Genomic DNA, 17,444 nt, shown 5'->3' with positions numbered 1-17,444 from the left:
CGCCTCAGCGTGTCTGGCACAGTCCGGAGACGGTTTTCACCGTGTTCAGACTCTGCTGTGGGTTATCCGGAAGATGAAAATGCAGCCTGCAGCTCTGCGACTGGTTGTTCACGACCCAGCTCACCGCCAGGGTCCCCTCCTGCGGTACGCCGCTGAGGTACACCTGGCCGCCGTCAGCCACCATGCCGCCCGGCGCATTGCCGCTCTCCTCCGCCGTGACCAATTGCGCGCTGGCGCCAAACGGTAACGGCCCCTGAGCATTGCGCAGGGTAAACAGCACCCGGTTGCCAATGTGGGTCCGGTAGTTGGCCATCACCACCGCGCCGCCACTGGGGATCACCGTCTGCCCCTGCTGGTCGACGTCGGTATCATCCGCCATCGACTCCGTGTCGAGGGTAATGACATTTTTCCTATAGGCGGTGAGGGACGGCACCACGGCATAGCCGCGCCAGTCGGTGTGCACATTGTTGCCGTTTTGTACCGCCACCCCGGCGGCCCCCGGCGCGCGGACGATGGCGAAGCTCTCGCCCACCGTCTGGCCGAAAGTGACCCCGTGCGGATGCGCGACCACCGAGCCGGCGCCTCCCCAGGTCAGCTGGTTGCTGGCGGCGTCATGGCGATAGCCAAGCTGGGCGTTGCCGAAGCCGCCGTGGTAGTCGAGAGCAGCGCTGCTATTGCTGCCTCGTCCCTGATTGCCATAGCCCTGCTGAACCGAGTAGAACAGGTTCGGCCGCGACGGCACCGCGCCATACAGCGACACCTGCTGCGAGGTATAGCCATTGCTGTCCGAGGTGGTGTTGTAGCTCACCGCGCTGTCGGACAGCGGACCACCCAGCGGAATATTGATATTGAAAGACCAGGAGCGATCGTTTTTTTGCTGACCGCTGGCGCGGGTGTAGTAATAGCCCACCCCCCAGGAGATCCCTTTCCAGGCGCTGTAGAACCCGAGATGTACCGTCTCATCCCGGCTCTGCCGGTGCCAGTATTCCTGCGACCAGGCGGAAACCGCCAGACTCCCCAGATCGCCAAGGCTTTGTGACACCGAGATCTCTTCCCGTCGGCGCCGGTTGTCCACCTGCCCCTGCGCGCTTTCCAGGGCGCTGGCTTCGGCAAAATCGTAATAGCCGCTGGAGGAGTAGCGATAGCTGGCGAGGCTGAATGCGGTGCCCGAGCTGACAAAATTTTTCTGATACTGAGCGCGCAGCGAATGGCCCGCATAGCGCTTACCCGACGGGGTACGGGTGACGGCCTGGGTGACGTCGCCTCCCAGCGATCCGAATTCGCCGAAGCCGCGGCCCAGGCCCAGCGCCCATGACTGATAGTCCTGGGCCAGCTGCGTGCCGCCGTAGAGGGTAAATCCCGCCGACAAACCATAGAACAGGGTGCCCTGCAGGAATTCCGGCGAGCGCACCGAATCCGCCCCGGAGTGGTAGCGGCCGGCGCTGAGGCTGAATTTGCCTCGCCCTTCGCGCAGCATATACGGCACGGCGGAATAGGGTTGGGTAAAGGTGCGCACCGAACCATTGCTCTCGGTCACCTTCACCTCCAGATCGCCGCTCTGCGAGGTGGGATAAAGATCGCTGATGGCGAACGCCCCCGGCGACACAAAGGTTTCGTAAATCACATATCCGTGCTGGGAGACGGTCACCTTGGCATTGCTGTGCGCCACGCCGCGAATGGTGGGGGCAAAGCCACGCTGGCTGTCCGGGAGCATCTCATCGTCAGACATCAGCTGTACGCCGCGAAACGGGATACTGTCAAACACGTCGCCGGTGGTGTAAGTATCGCCGATCCGCAGCAGACTCTTCAGCGAGCGGACGTCGCGCTGCAGCCAGGTGCTCTGTGAATCCCAGTGTCGGCGCTGCTGGTCGTACTGCATTGAGGAGACGTTGCGCAGCCGCCAGGCGCCCAGGTTCACGCCGCTGCGTAAATTGAGATAGTTTGAGCGGCTGCTCTCCCCGTCATCGGCGTTCTTGATTTGCGCGCCGGAAAAATAGTAATCGACAAACGCGGCCGGCACGCCATCGTCCCAACGCGAGGGTTCGACATAGCCGCGGCTTTGCACGTTCATCGCCGCCTGGGGAATACTCAGCGTCAGGCGCTGGTTAGCGAAGGTGAAGCGGCTGCTGGCGTCGGGAATAAACTTCTCGATCCGGGTGAAGGTCTCACCCTCATGCAGCGTTTGAAAAGCCGGAAACGCGCTAACGTTAACCCCATACTCCGCCAGCTGCCCGGGCGTCAGCACCGGCTGCAGCTTCCCGCCATCGTCAACAAACGTAATATCGGCCTGGCCCAGCTCCTGGTCGTTAACCACCACGGTGACAGGGTAAGTCCCCGGCTGCTGTCCGCCGGGTTTGGCAAAGTAGTGCAGATCGGAGGTTTGCTGCTGCGGGTCGGCAAACTCCAGCGCCGCCGGGTCAAAATAGTCGTCAGCCAGCGCCCGGCTCAGCGGGCTGAGACAACAGATCATCGTCGGCAGCGTCGCCAGCGCCAGCGCCCGTCCGGCGGTGACGGGCAACGCGGCATACTCCCGCACCCTGGCTGTTGTTATTCTTTTCATGCTGGCGCCGTCCGGTAAGCTCATTACAAAGGGGAATTACTGCTGGGCGAAATCGCTGACGCCGCCGTAGTCGTTAATCGCCCGCCATTTGACGGTGCCGTGCCCGCTCACCGACCACGTTTTCTGACCGAAGGGGGCCACCATGCCAGGGTCGTCAATTGCCTGCCCGCCCACCGCGACGGAATAAAAAGAGACAAAATAGGGAGTGGGGTTTGCCACCGTCAGATGACCGCCGGACTGGCTAAACTTCAGCTGCTGCCAGGCTTTCGCCGGGTCGCCAGCCAGGCCGTTGGGGCGATAGAAGATTTTGAATTTCGACTTAATATTGACCTGCAGCTTGTTCACCTCGCCCTGGGGCGTCGGGGCGATACTTTTGACGTTCAGCCAGTAGACCGATTCACGGTCGCTGGGCAACGAGGCGCCAATAAAGTTAATGCGCAGGACGTTATTCTGCTCCGGATCGAGACGGAACAAGGGCGGCGTAACAATAAAGGGCACCCTGGCCTTATCATTTTCCGCGTAATTTTCCACCCATGACTGCACCAGATAGGGCGTATGGGTATCGGCATTAGTGACTGAAATAGCAGCTTCACGCTTCCCTTCCTGATAAATCACACGGGTTCCACCCATGACAATACCGGCCTGCGCTGCCGTGGAGCACAGCAGAAAGGCCGCAACGGCAATTATTTTCTTCATCATGACTTACCATCAGGCAAAGGTTGAAAAGACAATAAAATAAAGCAGTAAATAACAGAGCCAGTACCCGTCGGGATAATTAGCAAAAACAACTATACCGTCACGAATATATTTCATGACTTCATGACAATTATCTCTTTAGCTATCTGCAATTAATCAGGACGCAATGAACTGACTCTGAATAACGTGCAATATGATTAGTTATAAATCATATTGAAATTAGCCGTACCGTCGGCTTTACCTGCCGTCACGGTCGCCGCGGTGGAGACATAGTCGGCGTAAAACTCGAGGTCGGCAGTGCCGGTGCCGCCGCTGGAACCCGGAGTGACCGTTTGTTTTGCGGTCGTTTTACCGAGGCTGACCGCCGTCGTCTGATCGTGCTCATACAGCTTAATGGCTACGCCTTTGGCGCCGCCGCCGTTGATGGCCAGCAGGGAGGTATCCGTCTGTTCACGCGCGCCGTCAAACAGCACGGCGACGGTAGTCACGCTGGCCGGGCAATCTTTCACTTTGATATGGAAAGGAGTTTTCGTGGTTTCGGCGCCGGTGCCGGTAAAATAGTTGCTGGCCCATTTGCCCAGATCCACCGGCTGGCCGGAAGAATTACTATCGACGTTGCAAGAGCTGTCGGTGATCGACCCATTGAAGGTGATCTGCCCGCCGGCGCCTTGCGCGCTGGTGCCCGAGTTTGGATTAATGGTATTGGCCGCAGTAGCCTGGAAGGCGACGCCAGAAAGCAGCGCCCCTATGAGGATGGTGATAAAGCGAGGTTGTTTTTTCATTATTTATCTCATCGTTAACGAATATATTTTCCATCATCGCCAATAGCTCCATAGCTATCGCGAAACGGCTCGTCAGCTCCTCCCTGTAAATGTTCATTGCGTTCCTTCCGCAGGATAGTAGGCACACGTTCTCTCCACTCTGCTTTATTTCGCCAACAGATGGCCATGAATGACAAGCAGAAGAAAAAAGAGTTATTTTGATGTGCGAAATAAATATATTACCCGAAGTATCAAAAGGCAACCTGAGGAAATGTTAATTGTAGGTTAACAACTGTATTCGCCATAAACTTAATTTTTGAAATGGCTTTTCAATGTTAATTTACATATCTATACAAAAGAAATTAAAATACCTTTAAACAACAACAGATCAATTCCATTAACAAATTTAAAGATAAGTGTTCAAAAAGTCGTCTTGTTTTATTGTGCGCTTGCCGGGCAGCACCAAAAAATTAGGAATTTTCCTGGTATTAATATTCATCATTTCTACACAAACGACGCAAAGACAGTCGGCCCCCATCCGATAATTTCTTGTTCTGGAAGTATTTTTATTTTCAAGTGAAAGTCGTTATATCAGTGATGTGAATATATCGCCGTTGCCGCCGATACTAACCCATCGTTTGCATGGGGTTATTTTGAAGTAAAAAAAATCCGCAACCCGAATGGATTGCGGACTGGGGATCAATCAGAAATGAGATGGACTTCAGAACAGGCCCAGCGGCGCGGTGCCGTAGCTCACCAGCAGGTTTTTGGTTTGCTGGTAGGCATCCAGCGCCATCTTGTGCGTTTCCCGGCCGACGCCGGACTGTTTATAGCCGCCGAACGCCGCATGCGCCGGATAGACATGATAGCAGTTGGTCCATACGCGACCCGCTTTAATGCCGCGGCCCATGCGATAGGCGAGGTTGGTATCGCGCGTCCACACCCCAGCGCCGAGGCCAAACTGGGTCTCATTGGCGATAGCCAGCGCTTCCGCTTCGTCCTTAAAGGTGGTCACCCCGATCACCGGCCCAAAGATCTCCTCCTGGAAGGAGCGCATATCGTTGCGGCCTTTAATTAGCGTGGGCTGAATATAAAAACCATTATCCAGCGCCGGCGCGATAGCCGCCCGCTCGCCGCCGGTCAGGATTTGGCCGCCCTCTTCCCGGGCAATCTGAATATAGGAGAGGATCTTGTCGAACTGCTGGCGGGAAGCCTGGGCGCCGATCATGGTGTCGGTATCTAACGGATCGCCGCGGCGGATCTGCGCCACCTTCTCCATGACCCGCGCCATAAAGGGCTCATAGATGGATTCATGGATCAGCGCCCGCGACGGGCAGGTACAGACCTCACCCTGGTTGAAGAAGCCGAGCACCAGCCCCTCCACCGCCTTCTCAATAAACTCCTCTTCTCCCTCCATCACATCGGCGAAGTAGATATTGGGCGATTTGCCCCCCAGCTCGACGGTGCAGGGGATAATATTCTCCGCCGCGCAGGCGAGAATATGCCGCCCGACCGGCGTGGAGCCAGTAAATGCCAGCTTGGCGATACGTTTGCTGGTGGCCAGCGCCTCGCCCGCCTCTTTGCCGAAACCCTGCACCACGTTCAGCACCCCGGCCGGGAACAGATCGCCGATCAGCTCCAGCAGCAGAGTAATACTCAGCGGCGTCTGTTCCGCCGGCTTGAGCACCACGCAGTTCCCCGCCGCCAGGGCCGGGGCCAGCTTCCACGCGGCCATCAGCAGCGGGAAGTTCCACGGGATAATCTGACCGACAACCCCCAGCGGTTCATGGAAATGGTAAGCTACCGTGGTTTCATCAATCTCGGCGGTACTCCCCTCCTGGGCGCGCAGGCAGCCGGCGAAGTAGCGAAAATGATCCACCGCCAGCGGCAGGTCGGCGTTCAGCGTTTCGCGGATCGGTTTCCCGTTGTCCCAGCTCTCCGCCACCGCCAGATATTCCAGATGCTGTTCAATACGATCGGCGACCTGCAGCAGCAGCCTGGAGCGCTGCTGCACTGAGGTTTTGCCCCACGCCGGCGCCGCACGGTGGGCGGCGTCGAGGGCGAAGTCAATGTCTCTGGCATCCGACCGGGGAAACTGCGCAATGTTGCTGCCGTCTACCGGGGAGGTATTCATAAAGAATTCACCGCTCAGCGGCTCGACAAATTTACCGTCAATAAAGTTGCCGTAAGCGGATTTAAATGAAACCAGGGCGCCGGGCTGGCCAGGGTGTGCATAACGCATCGCAAATCTCCTTCTGTAGGGTTGAGACGCAGCGGCATATTGATTTTTTAAACTTGCCGCCGAACGCTTCTCACTTTGCAGGGGTTATGCCAGTTTTTTATTTACTTTAAATCTTTTTATTTATTAATAGGTTGCCTTCACTAACTGGGCAGATGGTCAGCCACTGTTGCACGGGTTTCCACTTATGTGTTGCAAATCGCAACACCAAATAAACCAAATAGCTACAATATTGCAACACAGCAACATCGACCCAGAGGTGCCCTGTGCCAGGCAATCCCTTTCTTCTCGCACCAGAGGTTAACGCCAATCCCCTGCTGAGCGATTCATGGTCTCGCTGCCAGCGCTACGGTCTGGATCCCGCTACCGAGGATTTTCCCCGCCTCGACGCCGGCGAGCTGGCGGATCGACTCGCCAGCCACCGCAGCCTGCAGCAGTTGGCGCAGCCGGTGGTGGAAGCCCTGTCGCGCCAGGTGGCGGACCTGCAGTCGGTGGTGATCCTCTCCGACCCCGGCGGTCTGGTGCTGCACACCGTCGGCGATACCCAGGCGATGCAAAAGGCGCAGCGCGTGGCGCTGGCGCCCGGCAATCTGTGGAGCGAAAGCGGGCGTGGGACCAACGCCATCGGCACCGCGCTGGCGATTGACGACGGCTGCGAAATCGATGGCCGTCAGCACTTTCTCACCCGCAACCAGAATTTGTACTGCGCGGCGATGCCGCTCCAGCGGCCGGACGGAAGTATCGCCGGCGTGCTGGATATCTCCGGCCCGGCGGATTTTCCCCACCAGCATACCTTTGGCTGGGTGAAAGCAGCGGCAAAGCAGATTGAGTATCTGTGGGTGAAGCAGAGCCTGCATCCTGAGCAGTGGCTGATGAGCCTGCACCGGCAGGTGGACAAGCTCGACAGCGTCGAGGAGCTGCTGCTGGTCTTTTCCGATAACGTCCTCACCGCCGGCAACCGGCTGGCGATGCGCGAGTTCGGCCTGAGCGCGGCGCAGTTTGGCCAGCTCACCTTTGCGTCGCTTTTTCCGACGCTGACGCAAACGGCGGTCAGCGTTCCCCTGCCGCTGACCACCCCGCAGGGTCGCTATCACTATCGCCTGCGCGAGCCCACCCGCCGCCGGGTGGCGGTGAGCGCCCCGCCGGCCATGCAGCTCCCCTTCACCAGCCCGCGGGAAGGCGAAAAGCTGCTCCGGCTGCTTAACGCCGGCATCGCGCTCTGTATTGAGGGGGAAACCGGCAGCGGCAAAGAGTATGTCAGCCGCACGCTGCACCAGCACAGCCGCTGGCGCAGCGGTAAATTCGTCGCCATTAACTGCGCCGCCATCCCGGAATCGCTGATCGAGTCCGAGCTTTTCGGCTACCAGCCGGGGGCGTTTACCGGCGCCAGTAAAAATGGCTATATCGGCAAAATCCGCGAAGCCGAGGGCGGGGTGCTGTTTCTTGATGAGATCGGCGATATGCCGCTGGCGCTGCAGACCCGCCTTCTGCGGGTACTGCAGGAGAAAGAGGTGGCGCCGCTGGGCGCCAGCCGCAGCGTGCCGGTGAACTTCGCCTTGATCTGCGCCACGCACCGCAACCTGACCCAGCGGGTCAGTGCCGGCGAATTCCGCGAAGATCTACTGTGGCGCCTGCGGGAGTATGCCCTGGCGCTGCCTCCGCTGCGCGAGTGGCCAGCGCTGGAAACCTTTATCGCCACCCTGTGGCGCGACCTGGGCGGCGCTTCGCGCCGGGTGACGCTGTCCACCGCGCTGCTGATCCACCTCAGCCAGCTGCCGTGGCCGGGAAACGTACGCCAGCTGCAGAGCGTCCTGAAGGTGATGCTGGCCCTCGCCGATGAGGGCGACACATTAACGCCCGATGCGCTGCCGGAGACATATCGCACCGCGCCTGCGCCGCTGCCGCGCGGGGGATTGCAGGCCCATGACGAGCAGTTGATTGTCGATACCCTCGCCAGAGTCAACGGCAACGTCAGCCGGGCGGCGCAGATGTTGGGCATCGCCCGCAGCACGTTATACCGTCGCGCCGCCCGTGCCGGACGGCCACGCCGCTGAGACTATGGCGTAAAGCGCGCCGGCAGCCAGGAGAACATCCGCCGGCTGACGGCCTCGCACAGCAGCACCAGTCGTGGGCCGACCGCCTGCCAGACTCGCTTCGCCACGATGACCCCACCGACGGCGACCAGGGCCGCGCCCACCATATCCAGCGGAAAATGCACCCCAAGATAGATCCGCGACCAGGCCACCGGCAGCGCGGCCAGCAGCATCAGCAGGCCAAGCGCCCGCAGGCGCAGCGACAGCAGCGCAAACGCAGCACTGAACATTACCGTACCGTGATCGCTGGGAAAGCTGTTATCCGCCGGATGGCTTATCCAGGTATGGCCGAGGGGGATCATAAACGGCCGCGGATGGAACCAGAGCGTCCCGCACACCATCCCCAGCCCGAGGGAAATGATCACGGCCAGGGTCATAAACAGCGCCTGACGATGTCCCTCACGGCCACCGAGAAACCACAGGCCGAGCGCGATCGTCGGCATCATAAACACAATGCCATTGGCGCAAAAACTGGCCAGCGACAGCAGGCCATCCGCGGCGCCAGGCTGCGCGTTAAGCGCGAAAAAAACAGATTGATTCAGGGTTTCCAGGGCGTTCATGGCGATAGCTCTCAGTCGTCATCTTTCTGTCATTATCGCCCGGACGCCTTAAGATACCCTTAACCGCTGGGCGGTGTGCTTTTAGCAAGGCGCAGTCCTTCCCGCAGGGCATCGATCGCCACCCGCGTTTTTTGCGGCAGCCACGGCCCTTCCGGCCACACCGCGTGGATAGCGAAACGCACACGGTCGCTGGGCGCCAGAACCTGCTGCAGCGTCCCGTCGGCGAGCGCCTGCGCCACCAGCCAGTCCGGCAGCCAGGCGATGCCCATCCCCTGCTGCGCCGCGGCGGCGATGGCGGCAAAGTCATCCTGCACCAGCCACGCCTCCGGGGTGAAGCGCACTTCGCCCTGCTGCGGGTCGTAAAGTTGCCATTTTTGCAGCTGACCGTTATGCAGATAGCCGAGGGTGCGGTGCTCGCTCAGCCCGGCGATGGTCTGCGGCGCCGGCTGGCGGCGCAGGTACTCCGCCGCCGCGCACAGCACCATGCCATGCTCCCCCAGCGCCCGCGCCCGTAGCGACCCGGTATCGGCCAGGCTCCCGATACGCACCGCGAGATCAAACCCCTCTTCCAGCAAATTGACCTGCCGGTCGCTGTAGTGGAGCTCGAGCTTCAGCAGTGGATAGCGCTGACTCAGGCGGAACAGCAGCGGCGCCACGCAGCGCTGGCCAAACAGCACCGGCAGCGAAATCCGCAGCCGTCCCTGCACCTCGCCTTTGCCGCGCTGCAGCGCTTCTTCGGCCTCGCGAATGCGACCCAGCGCCTCCCGACACTGGTGATAAAATTGCTCTCCCTCTTCCGTCAGCAGTTGCCTGCGGGTGGTGCGCTGGAATAGCGCCACGCCGAGACGCGCCTCCAGCCGAGCAATGGTTTTCCCCACCGCCGATCGCGTGACGTGGAGGATCGTCGCCGCGCTGGCAAAGTTACCGCTCTCGACCACCGTGACAAACACCGGGATCGCGTTCAGATCGTCGCGCACAGATTGGTTCCTTATGGGATACAATAGCGGAAAATAATGTCACTCCAGAGAGAAAAAAGACAGTGTTAGTCTCTGCCTCTACCCTTTACCTGAGGCACTTATCATGGCTAACGTTCTGGTATTAAAATCCAGCATTAATGGCGAAACATCCCTGACCAATCAGCTGATTAACGAATTTCTCGCGGCGCGCCAGGCGGCGGGTCACCCCGATCGGATCCGCGAACACGATCTCAGCGCCATGGCGCTGCCGACGCTGGATGGCGCACTGTTCGCCGCCCTGCGCGGGGCGGCGGATCCGCAGCCGGCCATCCGCGCGGCGGTTGCGCTCTCCGACCAGCTTATCGCCGAGTTAAAAGCCAGCGACCTGCTGGTGATCGGCGCCCCGATGTATAACCTCAACGTCCCGACCGATCTGAAGAAATGGTTCGACCTCGTGGCGCGGGCGCGGGAAACCTTTCGCTACACCGACAGCTGGCCGCAGGGGCTGGTCGAGGGCGTCCGGGCGGTGGTCGTCAGCAGCCGCGGCGGTATTCACCAGGGCGAAAGCACCGACGCCGTCACCCCCTATCTGCGCGCGGTGCTGGGGCTGATGGGGATCCATGAGGTGGAGTTTATCTATGCCGAAGGGCTGGATAACCGCCCGCACGGTCGCGACGCCGGGATCGCCAGCGCCCGGGCGCAGATAGCCGATCTCGCCGTTCCGGCCTGAGTCACGGGAAAATGTGCTGGCGCTGGCGGTCTTTTTATTTTAGAGTTATCTAAATTTAGAAAAAGCTAAAATACATGACCACACCTGAAGATCTGCAGGCCCGCGCCGGAGAAGCCGCCGCGCTAATGAAAGCGATGAGCAATCCTCACCGATTGCTGATCCTGTGCATGCTGTGCGACGCGCCGCGGGCCAGCGCCGGTGAACTCGCCCGCGCCACCGGCCTGAGCCCTTCCGCCACCTCGCAGCATCTCGCGCGGATGCGTGACGAGGGGCTGATCGACAGCGAACGCGACGCTCAGCGTATCCACTATTTCATCACCCATCCTGCAGTACAGCAGGTGATCAACACGCTGAAAACGCTCTATTGCCCGTGAGGAGCCTATGACCATCGCCACCTTAACCCCTGCCGAAGCCCGGGCGCAGATTGCCCAGGGCGCGAGACTGATAGATATCCGCGATGCGGATGAATACGCGCGCGAACATATTCCCGATGCCGAGCTGGTGCCGCTCGCCACCCTGAACGGCGGCGCGACCCTAAACGCCCGGGCCGGCGAGCGCGTGATCTTTCATTGCCAGGCCGGCTCCCGGACGCAGAATAACGCCATTCGTCTGGCCGCCGCTGCCGCGCCGGCGCAGGTCAGCCTGCTGGCGGGTGGGATTCAGGCGTGGAAAGCCGCGGGGCTCCCGGTTGAGGAAGATAAATCGCAACCGCTGCCGCTGATGCGTCAGGTGCAAATTGCCGCTGGCGTTCTGATTTTACTGGGGGTGCTGCTGGGCTATACCGTGAACGGCGGCTTTTTCCTGCTCAGCGGCGCGGTCGGCGCCGGGCTCACTTTCGCCGGGGTGACCGGCTTTTGCGGCATGGCGCGCCTGCTGGCGATCATGCCGTGGAACCGGCGCCAGGGGAGTTAAAACGCACTCCAGATAAGCCAGGCAATGCCGCCGAAAAGCAGCCATTTGACGATGTAATAGACCGTCTTATTCCATTTTTTCAGCCGCTTGCCGACAATACGGATCTGGTAGATATAGCGAAATGCCCGGTTAATTCCGCCGGTGCGATCGCTGGCGTCGTTGGGCGCCGAGGCGGCGCTCATCAGATAGCGCCCCAGCCAGTGGTTGACCTTCTGCGCCCAGCGGTAGCGCATCGGCCGTTCAATATCGCAGAACAGAATCAGTCGATTCTCACCGCTGGTATTTTCTGCATAGTGGATATAGGTCTCGTCAAACAGCACGCCTTCCCCGTCGCGCCAGCTGTAGCGCTGACCATCCACCTCGATAAAGCAGCGGTCATCGTTCGGCGTCGCCAGGCCAAGATGAAAGCGCAGGGAACCGGCGTAGGGGTCGCGATGGCGCGGCAGACGGCTGCCGTCCGGCAGGGTGGCAAACATAGCCGCTTTTACCGACGGGATATCCCGCAGCAGCGCGGTAGTTTGCGGACAAAGCTGGCTGGCGGAAGGATGGGCATCCTCATACCATTTCAGATAAAAGCGTTTCCAGCCGGTTTTAAAAAATGAGTTAAATCCGGCGTCATTATATTTATCGGCCGCTTTAATCTGCTCCAGTTGCTGGAGGCGGATCCCTTCTTCGCGAATAACCAGCCAGTTCTGCTGCAATATCGCCAGCTCGGGAAACATCTCCGGGCGCAGATAAGGCGTATTCGGTACGCGGGAAAATAAATACATAAATCCATTCAGCGGCGCGGTAAATGTGGAATGGTCGGAGAGCTGTCGCCAGAAACGATAGCGCACCCGTCCGCGGTAATGGACATACAGTACAGCAATAACAATGATCAACAGAATGATATACTTCATGGTGTCTTTCCTGACCTGATTGGTGGTAACCCTACCCTCGCCGTCCCCCCTTCTCAGCAGCGGTATGGCGCCAGCAAAACATTAACAACTCTAATACATATACCTCCAAATTGTTTTAACAAAAAACAGCACACCCGGTGTTCAGTGAACGGGCGTTGAGCTATGGTTTAGGTTCATACGTAGTATTAACAGTGAGGAGTGAATGATGTTTTCTGTCGGCGATCTGGTGCAACCGCGTGCGGGCGGGCCAAAACTGAAAGTGATCGAAGTGCAGGGCGAGGATCTGGTGGTGGTTCAGGCCGCTCAGGAGCAGGGAGAACGCTATACGCTGAAGTCAGACGAGGTGACGCGATATCAGGAAGAGGGAGACTTCGGCGTCTGCTGAAGCTCCCTTGCTGCAGGTCATAAGGCCAGGCCGGGCGGTGGGTCTTCCCCGCCGTCGTGGCGCTGGCCGAATCGGTTTTAAATTAAAAAGCTGTCCAGCGATTTCCCCTCGGCGACCGCCTGGGCAATCGGCTTCGGCATTCTTCCCTGGCCGGTCCAGGTTTTCTCGGCGCCGGTATGATCGGTATAACGATATTTCGCCGGGCGCGGTTTCCGCTTTTTACCGCCCGCCATCGGCGGCTGAATATCGGCTACCAGCTCGTCAGGAGAAATACCGTCGGCGCGCATCAGCTCAAGCCAGGTATTCACTTTTTCCTGATATTCCGCTTGCTGCTGTGCCGCCAGCTGCTGTTGCGTACGTATTTCTTCAGTGACGATCCTGAGCTTTTCCAGCATCTCTTCAAGCACGTCAATGGAGAATTCACGGGACAGCGCGCGCAGTGAACGGATATTATTCAGTTTGTGTAACATTGAAGACATAAAATTAAAAAATTCCAAATAGCAAATTAAAAGACACAACGCGGCAAGTGTAATAGAAACGTTTATTTATTTCCAGCCTGCGGTTGTCCAGATAAATATATTATGCAGAGAGTAAATCTCTTCCGCCTGCCCTATATCGGAAAATCCCCGGTTCTTTTTCGCCAGCGCGGGCCAACGAGACCATGAATAAATAAAAGCGGCGGATAGTGAGATAGGAAAATATATTCAGCAGGCGATATTACCTTTATGGTCAGCGGCTTATCCTCTTATCGTCGGCGGATGCGCTGGCCCTCTCCACACGGCCTAATGAATAGTTACCCAGCTAGGAAGAATAAAACGCCACACGTCACTTTAGAATTTTTCACCACAAAAACCGGCATAATGGCATAAAAACATCTAAACGAGACTCTCATCACAGGCTAACGCGATTTTGCGCCACGGCGAGTGCTCAGACGCCGCCTCCCTGGTCAAACACCATGGCAAAACACCACATAACCACCTGAAAATAAACACATTTAATGAAAACAGCAATAAAAGTAGCGTAACGGGCAGAAAACCAACCATCGCAGAGTATTTTATCGACAAAAAGGCAATAAATAAAAATTTATAGCTAGTTGCCACTTTTAATGCAGAGATATACTCTACGCACATCAAAACAGGCAGCCCAAAAACGCTATACCAACGCGCATTTTTCGGCGTTCTTGACTTCATTTTCGAGGAGCACTCCGATGTTCTCTGCGCACTCCCGCTTGCGGCACGCGGTTGCAGACACCTTTGCGATGGTGGTTTACTGCACCGTCGTCAACATGATGATCGAAATTTTTCTCTCTGGTATGACGTTTGAGCAGTCGTTATCGTCGCGCCTGGTGGCGATCCCGGTCAACATTATTATTGCTGTTCCTTACGGGATTTATCGCGATTTCGCGATGCGTCAGGCCCGGCGCATCACTCCGGCCGGCTGGATGAAAAATATGGCCGACGTGCTGGCCTACGTGACCTTTCAGTCGCCGGTATATGTCGCCATTCTGTGGAGCGTGGGTGCGGACTGGCACCAGATTGTCGCTGCGGTGAGCTCGAACCTGGCGGTATCGATGATGATGGGCGCCGCTTACGGCTACTTCCTCGACTATTGCCGCCGCCTGTTCCGCGTGGCTCCCTACCAGCAGGCAAAAGCCTGACCGACACGTTAACAGCGACTGGCTCTGCCAGTCGCTTCCTCCCGCCAGCCGACTTCGCCCGGGCCTTTATCCAGCGAATTAATTCGTCGACATGGCCGGCTGAGCTTCGCCAAATAGCCCATTCAGAAAACGCTCAAGCGCCATGCGTGAGCTAAATCCGTGCGGAATTCCATAATGCTGCTGCGCATCCCCGGCTAAATACAGCGGAAACTGTTCATAATGGTCGCAGGTTTTGATATCTGAAGCCGGTTCAGCCAGCATATTGCTGCGCTCTTTTAACGCCGGATGAATAACTAACGCTGTTCGCCCCATGCGCGCTTCGCGGTTCACATAAACATAATTATCGCCGCGGCGATAGCCGTACGCTTTTTGCGTCACAACATCCATGGTGAAGCCGGCTTTTTCAAGAACACGCGCCACCTCATCGGGTCTTAAATACATACTGATTCCTCGTTATCTTTTACCGCACATTGACCTTACCTTATTCATTAAGGGCAGTGCTTTCGGAATATTCCAGAAACCACAGTAGTAAGCATAATTCAAAATCTTGTCCTACACTTACTCACTCGATGGAATTAAGGGAGATAACGATGGCTAACCATGTGAACCGCAACAATTTTGACGATAACGCCGAAGATATTCATAACGATGTCAGCCAATTAGCGGACACGCTGGAAGAGGTGCTGAAATCGTGGGGCAGTGACGCGAAAGAGGAAGCGGAAGCGGCGCGTGCCAAAGCGCAATCGCTGTTAAAAGAGACCCGCGCTCGCATTAATGGTCACAACCGGGTGCAGCAGGCGGCGCTGGATGCGCGCCAGGCAGCATGTGATGCGCTGGGCTGCGCCGATACCTACGTGCGCAATAAACCGTGGCACAGCGTGGGCGCCGCCGCCGCCGTCGGGGTATTTATTGGCGTATTGCTCAATTTACGTCGATAATAGCTATAGCGTTTGCTGCCGCCGCGCGATAAGCGTGCGGAAGCCCGCCTGCTTCACGGAAAGCAATGAAGATAACAAATACGCGTCAGCCCCTGCGCGCCTCTGGCCGCAGGGGTTTTTTACGCACCATCGGGTGTGACGCCGACGCTGATCGCCTCCCCCAGCCGCCGGGCCAGCGCGCCAGCCATTGCCGGCGAGCGAAGATTGGTAAAACTCATCAGTAATCCCCCCTCGCCGGTATGGCGCATCCGCCAGTCGCTCAACGCCTGTACCGCCAGCCCGGCCGCCACCGCCCGTTGGGCCAACAGGCGATCGTCGCCGCTAACCGGCATGACCAGCTGAATCCCCCCTTGCTGCGGCGTAACCTGAAAGCCCTGCGCCTGCAGAGCAGACTCCAGCCACTGCCTGCGCTGGCTGTAGCTGGCGCGCATTTTTTTCAGATGACGCCAGAAATGGCCCTGCTGGATAAAATCCGCCAGCGTCTGCTGCCACAGGGTGGGAACCGTACAGGGCTGGCGCTCCACGGTCTGCTGAAAGCGCGCCGCCAGCGCGCTCGGCACCACCAGCCAGGCGGTGCGCAGCGCCGGAAACATCGACTTGCTGAAGGTGCCCGCGTAGATGACCCGCTGGGGCGCATCAAGGCTTTTCAGCGGCGGCAGCGGTTTGCCGCGATAGCGAAACTCGCTATCGTAATCGTCCTCAATGATCCATGCGTCACGCTCCGCGGCCCATGCCAACAGCTGGCGACGCCGGGGCAGCGACAGCGCCACGCCCAGCGGACTCTGATGCGCCGGGGTGAGCAGGGCAAACCGCGCCTGCGGATGATGGCGCTGGCCCCAGGCGATATCCATCCCCTCGTCGTCCACCGGGATCGCATCCACCACCAGTTGCCCGGCCTCGACCACCGGGCGGATAAAGGGATATCCCGGATCTTCCATCCACATATGCTGCCCCGGCTGTGCCAGAGTACGCAGGATCAGGTTCATAGCGGTGGCATAGTTGCCGGCGATCAGCACCTGCTCCGGCTGACAGTCGATACTGCGCGACAGGCGCAGATAGTCGACGATCGCCTGACGCAGAAGCGGGTCGCCGCCGGGATCGCCGGGCGCCAGATCGAACCGCGACTGCGTGCGCAGCCGGCGCCCCATCACCCGCGCCCACAGCCCGCGCGGAAAGAGATCCAGCGCCGGGAGCCCCATCTGAAACGGCAACGGCTCCGCCGGCGCGGCAGGTTGCGCTGGCATTACCGGCGCCAGCTGGCGCGGACTGAGCCGTTCGCTGACAAAGGTTCCCGCCTGCCCGCGTCGCTCGAGCCAGCCCTGAGCGACCAGTTCGCCCCAGGCGTTTTCGATCGTCGCCCGGGAGACGCCCTGCTCCTGGGCAAACACCCGGCTGGCGGGCAGACGGCTGCCAGGAGCCAGTTCGCCCCGTTCAATGGCAGATTTCAGCTGGCGGGCAATACGCTGATAGAGAGGGAGGTGGCTGGCTTCCATTATGGTCTGCTTTTTTCATCACAATATGGCTATCTTTTGCAGTCCATTATAGTGCTATTTTGGCTGCCGTCTTAGAGAGGAGAACACCATGAGCCAATTACGTCAGCCATTCAGTGAACTAAGCCCGGAAGTCTATAAAGGGCTGGTGCAGGCCAGCCTCGCGCTGGAGAAAAGCGAACTGGGCAGCGCCCTGGTGGAGCTGGTCTATTTACGCGTGTCGCAGATCAACGGCTGCGCCTTCTGCCTTGAGAAGCACAGCCAGGCGCTGCGCAAGGGCGGCATGGCGCAGAGCAAACTGGATGCCCTGGCCGGCTGGCGGGTGAGCGACCATTTTACCCCTGCCGAACGCGCGGCACTGGCGTGGGCCGAGTCGGTCACCGACATCGCCGCCAGCCATGCGGAAGATGAGGTTTACCTGCCGCTGCGCGAACATTTTACCCCGCGTCAGATAAGCGATCTCACCTTCGCTATCAGCCTGATGAACGCCTTTAACCGCCTCGCCGTCGCCATGCGTCTGTAGTTTCGCGCAACCTTCCCCCTCCTCCGCCTGGCCATCCCGGAGGGG

General features: G+C 58.7%; 17 protein-coding genes and 1 pseudogene. 8 read left to right on the top strand and 10 right to left on the bottom strand.

What is annotated here, in order from left to right; all coding sequences use genetic code 11:
• Window positions 1-4: 4 nt before the first annotated feature.
• From ABLU73_RS23610 to ABLU73_RS23595, 4 genes are all read right to left on the bottom strand, one after another.
• Window positions 5-2,560 carry a fimbria/pilus outer membrane usher protein gene (locus ABLU73_RS23610; protein WP_264923703.1) on the bottom strand — a complete coding sequence of 852 codons (2,556 nt, stop codon included), beginning with the start codon at window positions 2,558-2,560 and terminating at the stop codon, window positions 5-7.
• A 36-nt stretch (window positions 2,561-2,596) separates the two neighbouring features.
• Window positions 2,597-3,259, bottom strand: a complete 663-nt coding sequence (locus ABLU73_RS23605; RefSeq protein ID WP_032426129.1) for a molecular chaperone — start codon at window positions 3,257-3,259, stop codon at window positions 2,597-2,599.
• A gap of 194 nt (window positions 3,260-3,453) precedes the next feature.
• Window positions 3,454-4,038: a fimbrial protein gene (locus ABLU73_RS23600; protein WP_004205729.1), complete on the bottom strand. Its 585-nt coding sequence runs from the start codon at window positions 4,036-4,038 to the stop codon at window positions 3,454-3,456.
• A 700-nt stretch (window positions 4,039-4,738) separates the two neighbouring features.
• A complete protein-coding gene (locus ABLU73_RS23595; RefSeq protein ID WP_004205728.1) occupies window positions 4,739-6,259 on the bottom strand; it encodes an aldehyde dehydrogenase family protein in 1,521 nt (506 codons plus the stop codon).
• 263 nt (window positions 6,260-6,522) lie between these two features.
• Between ABLU73_RS23595 and ABLU73_RS23590 the strand changes: the two genes are divergently transcribed.
• Window positions 6,523-8,310, top strand: coding sequence for a sigma-54-dependent Fis family transcriptional regulator (locus ABLU73_RS23590; protein WP_017900623.1), 1,788 nt, complete (start codon window positions 6,523-6,525; stop codon window positions 8,308-8,310).
• Between the two features lie 2 nt (window positions 8,311-8,312).
• On the opposite strand, the gene ABLU73_RS23585 is transcribed toward ABLU73_RS23590, so the two are convergent.
• Both ABLU73_RS23585 and ABLU73_RS23580 read right to left on the bottom strand, forming a co-directional pair.
• Window positions 8,313-8,909 carry an undecaprenyl-diphosphatase gene (locus ABLU73_RS23585; RefSeq protein WP_004205726.1) on the bottom strand — a complete coding sequence of 199 codons (597 nt, stop codon included), beginning with the start codon at window positions 8,907-8,909 and terminating at the stop codon, window positions 8,313-8,315.
• A 59-nt stretch (window positions 8,910-8,968) separates the two neighbouring features.
• Window positions 8,969-9,886, bottom strand: a complete 918-nt coding sequence (locus ABLU73_RS23580) for a LysR family transcriptional regulator (protein WP_017900622.1) — start codon at window positions 9,884-9,886, stop codon at window positions 8,969-8,971.
• Between the two features lie 103 nt (window positions 9,887-9,989).
• On the opposite strand from ABLU73_RS23580, the gene ABLU73_RS23575 reads away from it, so the two are divergent.
• The 3 genes and pseudogenes from ABLU73_RS23575 (at window position 9,990) to ABLU73_RS23565 (ending at window position 11,523) form a co-directional block, all read left to right on the top strand.
• Window positions 9,990-10,595, top strand: a complete 606-nt coding sequence (locus tag ABLU73_RS23575) for an NAD(P)H-dependent oxidoreductase (protein ID WP_004205724.1) — start codon at window positions 9,990-9,992, stop codon at window positions 10,593-10,595.
• A gap of 74 nt (window positions 10,596-10,669) precedes the next feature.
• Window positions 10,670-10,969 carry a metalloregulator ArsR/SmtB family transcription factor gene (locus ABLU73_RS23570; RefSeq protein ID WP_002914277.1) on the top strand — a complete coding sequence of 100 codons (300 nt, stop codon included), beginning with the start codon at window positions 10,670-10,672 and terminating at the stop codon, window positions 10,967-10,969.
• Window positions 10,970-10,976: 7 nt separating this feature from the next.
• A pseudogene (locus ABLU73_RS23565) lies at window positions 10,977-11,523 on the top strand (rhodanese family protein).
• Here ABLU73_RS23565 and lpxO read toward each other — a convergent pair.
• Entirely contained in the window at window positions 11,504-12,406 is a 903-nt protein-coding gene (lpxO, locus tag ABLU73_RS23560) for a lipid A hydroxylase LpxO (RefSeq protein WP_004205722.1), read from the bottom strand. The pseudogene ABLU73_RS23565 and the gene lpxO overlap by 20 nt on opposite strands.
• 205 nt (window positions 12,407-12,611) lie before the next feature.
• On the opposite strand from lpxO, the gene ABLU73_RS23555 reads away from it, so the two are divergent.
• Complete coding sequence (locus ABLU73_RS23555; protein WP_004205721.1) at window positions 12,612-12,791, top strand: hypothetical protein; 180 nt, start codon at window positions 12,612-12,614, stop codon at window positions 12,789-12,791.
• Window positions 12,792-12,868: 77 nt separating this feature from the next.
• Here the strand turns inward: ABLU73_RS23555 and stpA are convergent, their stop codons facing one another.
• Entirely contained in the window at window positions 12,869-13,270 is a 402-nt protein-coding gene (gene stpA / locus ABLU73_RS23550) for a DNA-binding protein StpA (RefSeq protein WP_023290746.1), read from the bottom strand.
• Between the two features lie 728 nt (window positions 13,271-13,998).
• Here stpA and alaE point away from each other — a divergent pair.
• Window positions 13,999-14,448 carry an L-alanine exporter AlaE gene (alaE, locus tag ABLU73_RS23545; RefSeq protein ID WP_004205719.1) on the top strand — a complete coding sequence of 150 codons (450 nt, stop codon included), beginning with the start codon at window positions 13,999-14,001 and terminating at the stop codon, window positions 14,446-14,448.
• A 78-nt stretch (window positions 14,449-14,526) separates the two neighbouring features.
• Here alaE and ABLU73_RS23540 read toward each other — a convergent pair whose 3' ends face one another.
• Window positions 14,527-14,889 (bottom strand): DUF2002 family protein, encoded by a 363-nt coding sequence (locus tag ABLU73_RS23540; protein WP_002914291.1) that lies wholly within the window; start codon window positions 14,887-14,889, stop codon window positions 14,527-14,529.
• A 149-nt stretch (window positions 14,890-15,038) separates the two neighbouring features.
• Between ABLU73_RS23540 and ABLU73_RS23535 the strand changes: the two genes are divergently transcribed.
• Complete coding sequence (locus ABLU73_RS23535; RefSeq protein WP_004205716.1) at window positions 15,039-15,386, top strand: DUF883 family protein; 348 nt, start codon at window positions 15,039-15,041, stop codon at window positions 15,384-15,386.
• A 119-nt stretch (window positions 15,387-15,505) separates the two neighbouring features.
• Here the strand turns inward: ABLU73_RS23535 and ABLU73_RS23530 are convergent, their stop codons facing one another.
• Window positions 15,506-16,879, bottom strand: a complete 1,374-nt coding sequence (locus ABLU73_RS23530) for a PLP-dependent aminotransferase family protein (protein ID WP_180405535.1) — start codon at window positions 16,877-16,879, stop codon at window positions 15,506-15,508.
• A gap of 88 nt (window positions 16,880-16,967) precedes the next feature.
• Here ABLU73_RS23530 and ABLU73_RS23525 point away from each other — a divergent pair, with 88 nt between their 5' ends.
• Window positions 16,968-17,399 (top strand): carboxymuconolactone decarboxylase family protein, encoded by a 432-nt coding sequence (locus tag ABLU73_RS23525; RefSeq protein ID WP_004205714.1) that lies wholly within the window; start codon window positions 16,968-16,970, stop codon window positions 17,397-17,399.
• The last annotated feature ends 45 nt before the right edge of the window (window positions 17,400-17,444 follow it).

The organism is Klebsiella sp. GG_Kp175, assembly GCF_040062325.1.
Lineage (GTDB): Bacteria > Pseudomonadota > Gammaproteobacteria > Enterobacterales > Enterobacteriaceae > Klebsiella > Klebsiella quasipneumoniae.
This window is presented reverse-complemented; position numbering and strand designations above follow the sequence as displayed.